The 13,427-nt window shown below is 69.0% G+C and carries 10 protein-coding genes; 8 read left to right on the top strand and 2 right to left on the bottom strand.

The annotated features are described in order from the left end of the window. The first annotated feature begins 8 nt into the window (after window positions 1-8). The 5 genes from BDI24065_RS16495 to BDI24065_RS16475 all read left to right on the top strand — a co-directional run bounded on the left by BDI24065_RS16495 (window position 9) and on the right by BDI24065_RS16475 (window position 5,134). Window positions 9-1,058: a formylglycine-generating enzyme family protein gene (locus tag BDI24065_RS16495; RefSeq protein WP_175032174.1), complete on the top strand. Its 1,050-nt coding sequence runs from the start codon at window positions 9-11 to the stop codon at window positions 1,056-1,058. After that, window positions 1,055-1,864, top strand: a complete 810-nt coding sequence (locus tag BDI24065_RS16490) for a MetQ/NlpA family lipoprotein (protein WP_175032173.1) — start codon at window positions 1,055-1,057, stop codon at window positions 1,862-1,864. The genes BDI24065_RS16495 and BDI24065_RS16490 overlap by 4 nt, the downstream gene beginning before the upstream one ends. Next, window positions 1,858-2,844 (top strand): YkgJ family cysteine cluster protein, encoded by a 987-nt coding sequence (locus BDI24065_RS16485; RefSeq protein WP_175032172.1) that lies wholly within the window; start codon window positions 1,858-1,860, stop codon window positions 2,842-2,844. Before BDI24065_RS16490 ends, BDI24065_RS16485 begins: the two co-directional genes overlap by 7 nt. 65 nt (window positions 2,845-2,909) lie before the next feature. Next, window positions 2,910-3,236 (top strand): antibiotic biosynthesis monooxygenase family protein, encoded by a 327-nt coding sequence (locus BDI24065_RS16480; RefSeq protein ID WP_059521737.1) that lies wholly within the window; start codon window positions 2,910-2,912, stop codon window positions 3,234-3,236. Between the two features lie 197 nt (window positions 3,237-3,433). Continuing rightward, entirely contained in the window at window positions 3,434-5,134 is a 1,701-nt protein-coding gene (locus BDI24065_RS16475; RefSeq protein ID WP_175032171.1) for a hypothetical protein, read from the top strand. A 93-nt stretch (window positions 5,135-5,227) separates the two neighbouring features. On the opposite strand, the gene BDI24065_RS16470 is transcribed toward BDI24065_RS16475, so the two are convergent. Both BDI24065_RS16470 and BDI24065_RS16465 read right to left on the bottom strand, forming a co-directional pair. Continuing rightward, window positions 5,228-6,136 carry a hypothetical protein gene (locus BDI24065_RS16470; protein ID WP_175032170.1) on the bottom strand — a complete coding sequence of 303 codons (909 nt, stop codon included), beginning with the start codon at window positions 6,134-6,136 and terminating at the stop codon, window positions 5,228-5,230. A 168-nt stretch (window positions 6,137-6,304) separates the two neighbouring features. Continuing rightward, on the bottom strand, window positions 6,305-7,237 hold the full coding sequence (locus BDI24065_RS16465; protein ID WP_175032169.1) for a LysR family transcriptional regulator: 933 nt from the start codon (window positions 7,235-7,237) through the stop codon (window positions 6,305-6,307). 211 nt (window positions 7,238-7,448) lie between these two features. On the opposite strand from BDI24065_RS16465, the gene BDI24065_RS16460 reads away from it, so the two are divergent. From BDI24065_RS16460 to BDI24065_RS16450, 3 genes are all read left to right on the top strand, one after another. Next, a complete protein-coding gene (locus BDI24065_RS16460; protein ID WP_175032168.1) occupies window positions 7,449-8,222 on the top strand; it encodes a putative hydro-lyase in 774 nt (257 codons plus the stop codon). Between the two features lie 78 nt (window positions 8,223-8,300). After that, window positions 8,301-9,599, top strand: coding sequence for an MFS transporter (locus tag BDI24065_RS16455; protein WP_175032167.1), 1,299 nt, complete (start codon window positions 8,301-8,303; stop codon window positions 9,597-9,599). A gap of 121 nt (window positions 9,600-9,720) precedes the next feature. Further along, window positions 9,721-13,371: a hydantoinase B/oxoprolinase family protein gene (locus BDI24065_RS16450; RefSeq protein WP_175032166.1), complete on the top strand. Its 3,651-nt coding sequence runs from the start codon at window positions 9,721-9,723 to the stop codon at window positions 13,369-13,371. Window positions 13,372-13,427 lie beyond the last annotated feature (56 nt).

Raw genomic sequence — 13,427 nt, 5'->3', positions numbered from 1 at the left:
GCGACACGATGCGGTTCCGGTTCTGGACGATCGGCGCGGCGCTGGCCGCCACGCTGTTCGCCGCCGCGTTCGCGGCCGGCTATGCGAATCCCGTCGCGCCGGCGGGCGGTGCCTTCGACGACGCGAATCGCGGCCGTGCGCTCGTGCCGCTCGGCTCCGAGCGGCAGTGCGAGCGCTATTCGGGGCTGCCGGCCGGGTGGCGCGATGACCCGAAGGCCGGGATGGTGCACTTGCGCGGCGGCGCGTTCGTGTTCGGCAGCACGCGCGGCTACGCGGACGAGCGCCCGGCGGGCGACGGCCGCACGCGTGTCGGCGGGTTCTGGATCGACCAGACCGACGTGACGATCGCGCAGTTCGCCGCGTTCGTGCAGGCGACCGGCTACGTGACCGAGGCCGAGCAGCAGGAGGGGGCGGCGGTGTTCCATGTGCCGACGCGCGACGAAATGAACGCGCGCGACCTGGCGTGGTGGACGTGGGTGAAGGGCGCGTCGTGGCGGCATCCTCGCGGGCCGGGCAGCGGCATCGACGGGCTCGGCAACCTGCCGGTCACGCTCGTCACGCAGCGCGATGCGCTCGCGTATGCACGCTGGCTCGGCCGCGACCTGCCGACCGAGGCCGAATGGGAATACGCGGGCAAGGCCGGCCGCGACGACGCATCGCTCGACGCGGCGCCGCGCGACGCGCAGGGCAAGCCGGCCGCGAACTACTGGCAGGGCGTGTTCCCGGTGCTCGACACGGCCGAGGACGGTCATGCGGGGCTCGCGCCCGTCGGATGCTATGCGGCGAACGGGTTCCGGCTCTACGACATGATCGGCAATGCATGGGAATGGACCAAGGACGCCTATACAGGCCCGCACCAGTCGCATACGAACGGCGACACGGCGGCCGTCGCGCCGCCCACGCGAAAGCACGATACGCCGATGGTCATCAAGGGCGGCTCGTTCCTGTGCTCGCGCGATTACTGCGTGCGCTATCGCGCGTCGTCGCGCGAACAGCAGGAAGCCGATCTCGGGGCGTCGCATATCGGGTTTCGCACGATTCTGAGGGATGCAACATGAGGCGCGTCGTGCAGGGCGTGGGCGCGTGGCTGGTGGTCGCGTGCGCGGTCGTTCATTCGGGTTGGAGCGTTGCCGCCGAATCGGCCGCGCCGGCCGTGCGCGTCGGCGTGACACGCGGCGTGCATGCGCAGATCCTGGACGAAGTGAAGCGGGTCGCCGCGTCGCGAGGATTGGGCATCGATGTCGTCGAATTCGCCGATGCGACGCGCATCGACGCGGCGCTGGCCGACGGCCGGATCGACGCAGCCAGCTTCGAGGACGCGCAGCAGCTTGCCGCGACACGCGCGCAGAAACGCTACGCACTGACCGAAGTCGCACCGACGGTCACGCTGCCGATGGCGCTCTATTCGCGCAAGCTGAAGAGCCTGAACGACCTGCAGCCCGGTGCGACGGTCGCGATTCCCGCCGATCCGCGCGGGATGGCGCGCGCGCTCGTGCTGCTGCAGAACGACACGCTGGTGACGCTGCGCGAGCGCGTCGGCCTGCATGCGACGCTGCGCGACGTGACCGGCAACCGGCTCGGGCTGAAGCTCGTCGCGCTGCGTCGAGATCGTCTTTACGCGGCGCTCGACACGACCGCGTTCGTCGCGATCGACAGCGACGATGCCGCGCGCGCCGGGCTGCAACCCGCACGCGACAGCATCAGCATCGAGGATGCGCGCTCGCCGTATGCGAACGTGCTGACGGTGCGCGAGGCCGATCGCGCGAAGCCGTGGGTGACGCAGCTCGTCGCCGCGTATCACTCGGACGACGTCGCGCGCTTCATCCTCACGCGCTACCAGGATTCGGTGCGGCGGCCGTGGTAGACACCTGGCTGCTTGCGTGCAATGCATGCGGACGCTGCTGCAACAGCGCGCCGACGTTGTCGCTGCGCGAACTGTTCCGGCATCGGCATCGCTTCGTGGGTGCACTGACGATCCGTCGCGTGCCGAAGCGGCGGATCGGCGAGCGCTGGCGTGCGGGCGGCCGCGAGCACGTGCTCGATGCGGACGATGTCGCGGCTGCCGATGCGCTGGCGGAGCGGTTGTTTCATCGCAGCGGCGGTGCGGGTGCCGAATGGATCGCGCTGACGCTGCAGGGCTACGACTATCCGTCGCTCGGCCGCTGCGCGGCGCTGGCCGACGATGGCCGCTGCAGCGTGCATGCGGACAAGCCGTCGATCTGCAGCGCGGTGCCGCTCGATCCGATGCTGCCGGATCGCTTGCAGTCCCGCGTGCTGGCCGCGCGGCGCGACGATGCGGCGTGGCTCGGTGCGAACTGCATCGTCGAAGCGGGGCCCCCACACGCTGCCATTGCATCGTCATTTCCGATTCCGCTGGTGACGGCCGGACAGATCGCAGACCGTGCGGCGCTCGACGCGCATCGCGATGCGCTCGTGTTCGAGCGCGCGGTGTGGCGGGATGCGGTGTTCGCGTCATGGGTCGGCGGCGGGCAGGACGTGCATCGCGCGTTGTCGCGGGTTGCGCCCGGCGGCTACCTGACCGTGTCGATCGTGCCGGTCCTGCTGGCCGTTGCATCGGTGTCCGCGCATTGCCACGCGCTGTGCATGGCATTCATCGACGCGCAACGCGCGTTGATCGGTACGAACATTGACGCAGCACTCGCGCGCCGGCACGCCGACGACCGGCCCGCGACGCGCGAGTTGCGCGGCTTCGCACAGGCGCTTGAACGTGCCCGGCACGCACTGGTCGCGCTGCCGGCGCCCGCGGCCGGCATGCGTGAAGACGCACCGCGCATCGACGCGTGGCTCGCCGACCGGCCCGACCTCGATACGCTCGCCGCGTAACGATTGCGGCCCACCGCGCGTGCCTTACAATCGGCGCTCTTTCAATCGCTTTCGATGGAGCGGGCATGTACGCGTCGACCTTCATTTTCCGTGCCGGGCAATACGACGACGAATTCCACCGGCTCGACCGGCAGATCGCCGACATGGCGCGCGCGACGCCGGGCTACCTCGGCGAGGAAACGTGGGAGAACGCCGAATCGGGGCTGATCCAGAACGTCTACTACTGGGAGTCGGAGGCGGCGCTGCAGCAACTGATGCAGCACCCGGCGCATCTCGAGGCAAAGGCGAAGCAGGCGCGCTGGCTGGACGGCTATCGCGTCGTGATTTCGAAGGTGTTGCGCGAGTATGGTGACGGCAAGCTCACGCAGCCGCACGCGGGCCAATCCGCGTGAATGCCTGTCTGATTCATTTCTTTCGCATTACGGATAAATAACAAGGTGCCGAGCCTGGAAACCCGCGTACGCACGCGGGTTCCCGCGGCATCGCGTGCAATCAATTCTTCATCAAGCATGGCTAAGGTGGCGGGGCTTCACGTCGTCAGTCTGTCCACCAACAACGTCCTCACTCGATGTCGTACGGAGCCTTGTCCATGCCGAATTTCGCCTTGTCCGCGAAGCGCCGCCGCGCGCTGCGCGATCGTGCCGTTCCCGTCTTTGCACTCACGCTGATCGCCGCGAGCATCGGCGCGCAGGCTGCCCCGCATGACAACGACGGCGACAGCCGTTTCGAGCCGGGTTTCGTGCCGGGCTTCCTGGTCCTCAGCCGCAGCGTGTACGACAACGTGTCGAGCAACGTGCAGCCCGGCGCGATCCTGCCGCCGAACTGCGCGAAGACCACCGGTGGGTGCGGCACGGCTGCTGGCGCACCGAACGACGGCACCTATCCGTACGTGTGGAACAACGACCGTTACGACGGCAGCTTCGGCATTACGTCGCGCATCTTCCTCGACCAGATCACGCCGGCCGGCGGCGTCGTCAGCACGCTCGAAGTGCCGAACAGCCTGCACAAAGGCTTCGCGCACGACCAGATGGTCACGAGCTTCAGCTCGAAGTCGGAACTCGGCCTGCACCTGTCGCTCGACGGCAGCTACCTGACGTTCATGGGCTACGTCGCGCCGGTCAACGCGATCGACGTGTCGAACTCGAACACGCCGCTCGCGGTCGATACGACGAATCCGGACGGGCAGAACGTCTATCGCACGATCGCGCGCGTCGATCGTCACGGGCATTTCCGCTTCACCGAAACGAATGCGTACAGCGGCAACAACGGCCGCGCGGCGATCCTGAACAACCGCGACGGCCATGACCTCTACTACACGTCGGGCAACGCCGGCAACGGCTCGAATCCGCAACCGGACAACGTGATCCTCGGCGCGGGCGCACAGCTCATCGACGGCGCGAAGCATCACGAAGCGCAGCAGGATCCGGGCGTGCCGACGCCGCTCGCGAGCTTCTCGGTCACGGAACTCGGCGCGAAGGCCGACAAGATCGGCAAGGACGACAACTTCCGCGGCATCGCGGTGCACGACAACGTCGTGTACTACACGAAGGGCAGCGGCGGCAACGGCGTGAACACCGTGTACTTCGTTGATACGACCGGCACCGCTTGCCCGTCGGGCGTCGGCGTGCCGTCGCCGAAGGCCGTGCTGCCGACGGCGCCGCTCGCGTACAACGCGGCCACGCTGCAGACGGCGGGCCTGCCGAACAACATGTGCGTGCTGGCCGGCTTCCCGACCACGCCGAACAAGACCGCGACCACGCTCTCCTATCCGTTCGGGATCTGGTTCGCCGACGCGAACACGCTGTATGTCGCGGACGAAGGCGACGGCTACACGGGCGGCGCGGACCTGTACACGCATGCCGCTGCGCAGACGACGGCGGGCCTGCAGAAGTGGGTCTACGACGCGGCCGCGAAGCAGTGGAAGCTGGCTTATACGCTGCAGAACGGCTTGAACCTCGGCCAGCCGTATTCGGTCGCCGGCTACCCGGCGGGCAACAACTCGGCGACGGGCCTGCCGTGGGCACCGGCGACGGCCGGCCTGCGCAACCTGACGGGCCGTGTCGAACGCGACGGCACGGTGACGATCTGGGCGATCACGTCGACGGTCAGCGGCAACGGCGACGTCGGTGCGGATCCGAACCGGCTGGTGGCGGTGCGTGACGTGCTGAAGAACACGAGCGCGACGACGGCTGCGCACGAGCAGTTCGCCGTGCTGCGGACTGCGAAGTTTGCGGAAGTGCTGCGGGGTATCGAGTTCGCGCCGGGCACGGATACGGGGCGGTGGCACTGAAGAGGGTGAGCGCCCGGCTGGCTGACGCCGGGTGACACAGGCACGGCCACGCGTTTCCGTGGCCGTGCCCTTCGACTTTGTCGTGGCGCGGATTCAGTCGGTGCGTTGCGCTTCGCCGTCTTTCGCATCCACCTGCGCCGTGCGCTGCCAGATCGGGAACATCGCATTCTTGACCGACGTCTGCGCGTCGATGACCTTGCGGTGATCGATGCCCGGCAGGTCGAGCAGCCGGTCGACCGCCGCTTTCGCGCCTTCGGCGTCCTGCGGGAACCCGCACGCGAACTGCTTGTTCGTATCGAACAGGATCCACCAGACGGACGACATGTACGGCCCCTGGTCGTTGGTTTCGATCACGACCGCACCGAGGTCGGACAGTGCGATTCCGTGCGTTGCGCCGTTGTGATCGGTCGCCTCGATACGCGTATCGGTCGCGGTCACGGCCCAGTGGTCGGGCGGGATGGGCGAAACGGGCGGTGACGGCGCGGAGTCGGCAAGCTCGGCGGCGTCCATCGCATCCATCGGATCAATTGCGTCCATCGGATCGATCGCATCGACCGGGCCATCCGGCGCCATCACGGCCACCGGCGCGACCGCGTCCTTCTTCCCGCGCCCGCCGATCCACGGCAACGCGGCACCGCCGGCCATCGCCGCCATCCACAGGTAGTACCCGAGGCCGAACGCGTGGATCGGCTTGAAGTCCGGGCCGGTCGGTATCGTGTGCCATCCGAGCGCGAAGGCCGCGGCCACGGCGAGCAGCGCGGACACGATGCGGTTCGGCTTGATCAGCGCAACGACCAGCAGCGGGTTGCCGAGCCACGCGAATTGCAGATCGAGGATCGCGAGCGGGCCGATTACGAGCACCATGTAACCGCGCCACCAGTGCACCGCGCCGATCGCATTCGGCGGTTCGGCGGCGGCCGGCAGCAGCAGTGACGCGACGTACAGCGCGACGATGACGGCGCGCGCGAGGTTCAGGCGAGCGGAAGCGGGGCGAGTCTGCATGTTGCCTTCTTGTTGTGCAGGGGCGTGCGAAGCGGTGCATGCCGGACGGCCGTGCCGGCATTCACGACGCGCGGGGCGCACGCGTCGCAGGCGATTGTGGGCGATTCGCGCGGCGATGTCGAATGCGTACCGGAAACCCGGCCTCGGCCTCCGCCGGCCCGCACCGCATCAAAGCGCTTCGACCAGCAACCGCTTGCTCTTCTCGCAATACTCGTGACACGCGGCCCGCGCCGCAATCGACGCGCCATGCACGAATCGCGGCGCGTCGGCCCGCCGCGACATCGACACGACGATCGACGGCGGCGACGGCTGCAGCGGCAGCTCGACGACTTCGCCGCTTTCGATCAGCGCATCGACGAACAGCACCGGAATCGCGGCCACGCCGAAACCGTCGCGCACGAGCTGCACGATCACCGAGATCGACGGCGACCCGGTGATGCGCGTGTCCGACAGCGGCACGCCGTGCGCATGCGCGAGCGTGCGGACGATATCTTCCAGCGCACGATGAGGCGCGGTACCGCGCCCGTAGGTGAGAATCGGCTGGCGCAGCACCTGCCTGGCGAGCCCCGTGCGCGTGTTCGGCAGCAGCCCCTTGCGCGCGATCCAGCGCACCGGATAGTTCGCGAGCGCATCGCACACGACCGACGCCTCGTCGCTGCCTTCCACGCGGATGATCAGGTCGAGCTCGCCGGCCATCAGCCGGCGCTGCAGCACGACGCTGACGTCGACGGTCAGGTCGATCTCGAGCTGCGGATAGTCGGCCGCCAGCCGCCGCATGTAGTGCGGCAGCCAGCTGTGCACGACGGTCTCGATCACGCCGAGCCGCAGCTTGCCGCGCAGCGCGCTCTCGCCGGACGCGGCGGCCTGCAGCTCCTGGGTCGCCTCGACCACGGCTTTCGCATAGCCGAGCAGGTATTCGCCGTTCGGCGTGAGCCGGAATTCGCGGCTGTCGCGGTCGACGAGTACCGTCTGCAGTTCGTCCTCGAGCGCCTTCAGGCGCTGCGAGATCGCGGCCGGCGTCGCGTGCAGCGCGGCGGCCGTCGTGCGGAAGTTGCGCAGCTTCGCGAGCGTGACGAAGGTTTCGAGAAAACGTGTGTTCATGGCGGTCGGACGGAGGGGGGTGGCGCACTTTGCCGGTGAGGAAAAGTGAACGGAGCCGGGGAAAACCCCAAGATCCGTTAAGAAATTCTATACACGAAGCGCAAAAAAACTCGTTGGCGACAAAATTTTTTCTTTTCTATTCTTCGCCGTATCCGATGACACGCCACCGTCATCCTGCCGACACACCGATCTGCCACAAGCCTTGACCACCATGACGCCTTCCGAATTCCGCCAGTCCGTGCGCCACGGCGCGTTCCGCGGCCCGACCGCAGGCCACTGCGGCCCGTACGCGCAAGCGAACCTCGCGATCCTGCCCGACGCGTATGCGCACGATTTCCTGCGCTTCTGCCAGGCGAACCCGAAAGCCTGCCCGCTGCTGGGCGTCGGCGAACCGGGCGCGTTCCGGGTCGACGCGCTCGGCGAGGATCTCGACATCCGCACCGACGTACCGAGCTACAACGTCTACCGCGACGGCCGCCTGACCGAGCGCGTCGAGTCGCTGGAAGCACTGTGGCGCGACGATTTCGTCGTGTTCGCGATCGGCTGCTCGTTCTCGTTCGAGGACATGCTGGCCCGCGAAGGGATCGGCCTGCGCCACGTCGAGGAGGGGCGCAACGTGCCGATGTACCGCACGTCGATTCCGAACCGCCGCGCGGGGATCTTCGGCGGCCAGCTCGTCGTGTCGATGCGGCCGATGCGCGGCGCCGACGCGATCCGCGCGGTGCAGATCACGAGCCGGTTCCCGGGCGTGCACGGCGCGCCGATCCATCTCGGCGATCCGCGCGAGCTGGGCATCGCCGATCTGAACACGCCCGAATTCGGCGACGCGGTGACGATCCGCGACGGCGAGCTGCCGGTGTTCTGGGCATGCGGCGTGACACCGCAAACCGCGCTGATGGACGCGAAGCTGCCGATCGCGATCGCGCATACGCCCGGCCACATGCTGATGACCGACATCACGAACGCGTCGCTGGCCGTATTCTGAGCCCGGACGACGACGATCAGCACCCCATACCGCACGCACGATCGCCCTTTGACGGCGCATAACGACAGGAGCACCACCATGGAAAGCAAGACCCTCGCGGCGAATGCCGCGGAGCCCGCGAGCCCCGAGCGTAACGGCCTGTTCTCGTGGTACGCGGACGCGCAGCCGCGCGAGCGCCGCGCGTTCTGGAGCTGCAAGGTCGGCTACATGCTCGACGGAATGGACACGCAGATGCTGTCGTTCGTGATCCCGACGCTCGTCGCGACCTGGGGCATCTCGCTCGCGGACGCCGGCTTCATCGGCACGATCACGCTACTCGCGTCGGCGCTCGGCGGCTGGATCGCCGGCATCCTGTCCGACCGGATCGGCCGCGTGCGCACGCTGCAGCTCACCGTGCTGTGGTTCGCCGTGTTCACCGCGCTGTGCGGGCTCGCGCAGAACTACCACCAACTGGTCGCGGCGCGCGCGCTGATGGGCTTCGGCTTCGGCGGCGAATGGACGGCCGGCGCGGTGCTGATCGGCGAGGTGATCCGCGCGCGCGACCGCGGCAAGGCGGTCGGCCTCGTGCAGTCGGGCTGGGCGATCGGCTGGGGGCTGTGCGCGCTGCTGTATGCGCTGCTGTTCTCCGTGCTGCCGGCCGAGCAGGCGTGGCGCGCGCTGTTCCTCGTCGGCCTCGCGCCCGCGCTGCTGGTCGTCGCGATCCGCCGCTACGTGAAGGAGCCGGACGTCTACGAGAAGGAGAAGGCCGCGCAGGCGAAAGTGGCCGATGCGCCGCGCCTCACCGAGATCTTCGCGCCGAAGCTGATCACGACGACGCTGCGCGCGGCGCTGCTGACGACCGGCGCGCAGGGCGGCTACTACGCGATCACGACGTGGCTGCCGACCTTCCTGAAGACCGAGCGCCACCTCACCGTGATGGGCACCGGCGGCTATCTCGCGATGATCATCTTCGGCTCGTGGGTCGGCTACCTGGCGAGCGCGTACCTGACCGACCGCCTCGGCCGCAAGCCGAACTTCATCCTGTTCGCGGTCGGCTCGATGGTGATCGCGTTCGCGTACACGTCGCTGAACCTGACCAACGCGTCGATGCTGTGGCTCGGTTTCCCGCTCGGCTTCTTCGCATCGGGCATCTTCTCCGGAATGGGCGCGTTCCTCACCGAACTGTTCCCGACCCGCGTGCGCGGCTCCGGCCAGGGCTTCTGCTACAACGTGGGCCGCGCGATCGGTGCGCTGTTCCCGTTCCTGATCGGCGCGCTGTCCAAGCAATACGGGCTCGGCATGAGCATCGGCATCTTCGCGGTCGCCGCGTACGGCGTGGTGATCGTCGCCGCGCTGACGCTGCCCGAGACACGCGGCCGCGAACTCGACGCCGCATAAGCGGCGAGGGCGGCCGGCCCTTCGTTTTTCTTCCCCTTTGATCGACCCCGTGACACGGCGCGCGACGCGCGCCGTGCGGCGGTGTTCGTCCCTCGACTCAATGACGCATCGACCCGACATCATGACTGACCGACACCTTTCCCCCGTTCCCTCCGACGCCGCACGCTGGCAATTCTGGATCGATCGCGGCGGCACGTTCACCGACATCGTCGCGCGCCGGCCCGACGGCACGCTCGTCACGCACAAGCTGCTGTCGGAGAACCCCGAGCAGTATCGCGACGCGGCCGTGGCCGGGATCCGCCACCTGCTCGGCCTCGCGGCCGGCGAGCCGATCACGCCCGAGCGCGTCGACATGGTGAAGATGGGCACGACGGTCGCGACCAACGCACTGCTCGAACGCAAGGGCGAACGCACCGCGCTCGCGACCACGCGAGGCTTTCGCGACGTGCTGCGCATCGCGTACCAGAACCGGCCGCGCCTGTTCGACCTGGACATCGTGCTGCCCGACGCGCTGTACGAGACCGTCGTCGAGATCGACGAGCGCATCGGCGCGCACGGCGACATCGTCGTGCCGTTCGATGCGCAGGGCGCCGACGCGTCGCTGCGCCGCGTGTTCGACTCGGGCGTGCGCGCACTCGCGATCGTGCTGATCCACGGCTATCGCTACACCGCGCACGAACGTGCACTGGCGGAGCTGGCGCGCCGCATCGGCTTCACGCAGGTCTCGGTGTCGCACGAGGTGTCGCCGCTGATGAAGATGGTGTCGCGCGGCGATACGACGGTGGTCGACGCGTACCTGTCGCCGATCCTGCGCCGTTATGTCGAGCAGGTCGCGCGCGAAATGCCGGGCGTGAACCTGCAGTTCATGCAGAGCAGCGGCGGGCTGACGCGCGCCGACGCGTTCCAGGGCAAGGACGCGATCCTGTCGGGCCCGGCCGGCGGCATCGTCGGGATGGTGCGCGCCGCGCAGGCGGCCGGCTTCGAGCGCGTGATCGGCTTCGACATGGGCGGCACGTCCACCGACGTGTCGCACTACCACGGCGAGTTCGAGCGCGTGTTCGAGACGCAGGTGGCCGGCGTGCGGATGCGCGCGCCGATGATGAGCATCCATACGGTGGCCGCGGGCGGCGGCTCGGTGCTCGGCTTCGACGGCGCGCGGCTGCGCGTCGGGCCCGAATCGGCCGGCGCGAACCCGGGGCCGGCCGCGTACCGGCGCGGCGGCCCGCTGACGGTGACCGACTGCAACGTGATGCTCGGCAAGATCCAGCCCGATCACTTCCCGCGCGTGTTCGGCCCGCAGGCGGACGAACCGCTCGACCGCGACGGCGTGGTCGCGAAGTTCGCCGCGCTCGCCGACGAGATCCACGCGGCGACCGGGCGGCGCGAGACGCCGGAGGCGCTTGCCGAAGGCTTCCTGGAAATCGCGATCGGCAGCATGGCGAACGCGATCAAGAAGATTTCCGTGCAGCGCGGCCACGACGTGTCGCGTTACGTGCTGACGACGTTCGGCGGCGCGGGCGGCCAGCACGCGTGCGGCGTGGCCGACGCGCTCGGCATGACGCAGGTGTTCGCGCATCCGCTCGCGGGCGTGCTGTCCGCCTACGGGATGGGGCTCGCCGACCAGACCGCGATGCGCGAGCGCGCGGTCGAGGCCGTGCTGTCGGACGATTCGCTGCCGGCGCTGAATGCCGCGCTCGACCGGCTGGCCGACGAGGCCGTCGGTGCGCTGCTCGAACAGGGCGTGCCGCCGGAGCGGATCGCGACCGAGCGGCGCGTGCACCTGCGCTACCAGGGCACCGATTCGGCGCTCGACGTGCCGGCCGGCAGCGTCGTGGCGATGCAACAGGCGTTCGAGGCCGCGTACCGGCAGCGCTACGCGTTCCTGATGCCGGGCACGCCGCTCGTCGCCGAACTCGCGTCGGTCGAGGCGATCGGCCGCTCCGACGCGCCGGTGGAGATCGCGCCGCTCGCGCCGCGCAACGAGGGGAGCGGCGACGACGCCGCGCTGCGCGCCCATTCCGCGGTGCGCTTCTATTCCGGCGGCCAGTGGCACGACGCGGCGCTCTACGTGCGCGACACGCTGCTCGCCGGCGACGGGATCGACGGCCCGGCGATCGTCGCGGAGAAGAACGGCACGACGGTCGTCGAGCCCGGCTGGCGCGCGCAGATGACCGCGCAGGGCAACCTCGTGCTGACACGCACGACGCCGCTGCCCACGCGCCGTTCGCTCGGCACCGATGCCGACCCGGTGCGGCTCGAGATCTTCAACAACCTGTTCATGTCGATCGCCGAGCAGATGGGGCTGCGGCTGCAGAACACCGCGTACTCGGTGAACATCAAGGAGCGCCTCGACTTCTCGTGCGCGATCTTCGACGGCGACGGCAACCTGATCGCGAACGCGCCGCACATGCCCGTGCACCTCGGCTCGATGGGCGAGAGCATCCGCACGGTGATCGAGCGCAACCGCGGCCGCATGCGCGACGGCGACGTGTTCATGCTGAATGACCCGTATCACGGCGGCACGCACCTGCCGGACGTGACGGTCATCACGCCGGTGTTCGCGGACGGTTCGGACACGCCGCTGTTCTACGTCGGCTCGCGCGGCCATCACGCGGACATCGGCGGCACGACGCCGGGCTCGATGCCGCCCGATTCGACGCATATCGACGAGGAGGGCGTGCTGATCGACAACTGGCAGCTCGTGTCGGCCGGCACGCTGCGCGATGCGGACACCCGCGCGCTGCTCGCGTCGGGCCGCTACCCGGCGCGCAACGTCGAGCAGAACATGGCCGACCTGCGCGCGCAGGTCGCCGCGAACCAGAAGGGCGTCGACGAGTTGCGCCGGATGGTCGCGCAGTTCGGCCGCGACGTCGTGCTCGCATTCATGGGGCACGTGCAGGACAACGCGGAAGAAGCGGTGCGGCGGGTGATCGGCGCGCTGCAGGACGGCGCGTACCGCTACCCGCTCGACAACGGCGCGGAGATTCGCGTCGCGATCCGCGTCGACCGGGCGGCGCGGCGCGCGGAAATCGATTTCACGGGCACGTCCGCGCAGCTCGACAACAACTTCAACGCACCGAAGGCTGTCTGCATGGCCGCCGTGCTGTACGTGTTCCGCACGCTGGTCGGCGACGACATCCCGCTGAACGCCGGCTGCCTGAAGCCGCTCACGGTGGTCGTGCCCGCGCGCTCGATGCTGAACCCCGAGTATCCGGCGGCGGTCGTGTCGGGCAACGTCGAGACGTCGTCGGCGATCACCAACGCGCTGTACGGCGCGCTCGGCTGCGTCGCGTCGAGCCAGGGAACGATGAACAATTTCACGTTCGGCAACGATCGCTACCAGTACTACGAGACGATTGCGGGCGGCAGCGGCGCCGGCGACGGCTTCGCGGGCGTCGGCGCGGTGCAGACGCACATGACGAACTCGCGGCTCACCGATCCGGAAGTGCTCGAATGGCGCTACCCGGTACGGCTCGACTCGCACCGGATCCGCGCCGGGTCGGGTGGCGGCGGGCGCTGGCGCGGCGGCGACGGCGCGGTACGGCGAATCCGCTTCCTCGAGCCGATGACTGCGTCGATCCTGTCGAACAACCGGATTCATGCGCCGTTCGGCGCGGCGGGCGGCGAGGCCGGCTCGCTCGGCCGCAACACGATCGAGCGCGCGGACGGCACGGTCGAGGCGCTCGACCATATCGGCCGCGCGCAGATGGCGCCGGGCGACGTGTTCGTCGTCGAAACGCCGGGCGGCGGCGGATACGGCGCGGCGGGCTGAGCCGTCCAACCGGCGCGGACGGCATTGCAACGGACAATGGAATAAAGTCGCGCATT

Source organism: Burkholderia lata, from assembly GCF_902499025.1.
In the GTDB taxonomy this organism is placed as follows: domain Bacteria; phylum Pseudomonadota; class Gammaproteobacteria; order Burkholderiales; family Burkholderiaceae; genus Burkholderia; species Burkholderia lata_C.
The sequence above is the reverse complement of the archived record's forward strand: the minus strand, read 5'-3'. Positions and strand labels throughout refer to the sequence as shown.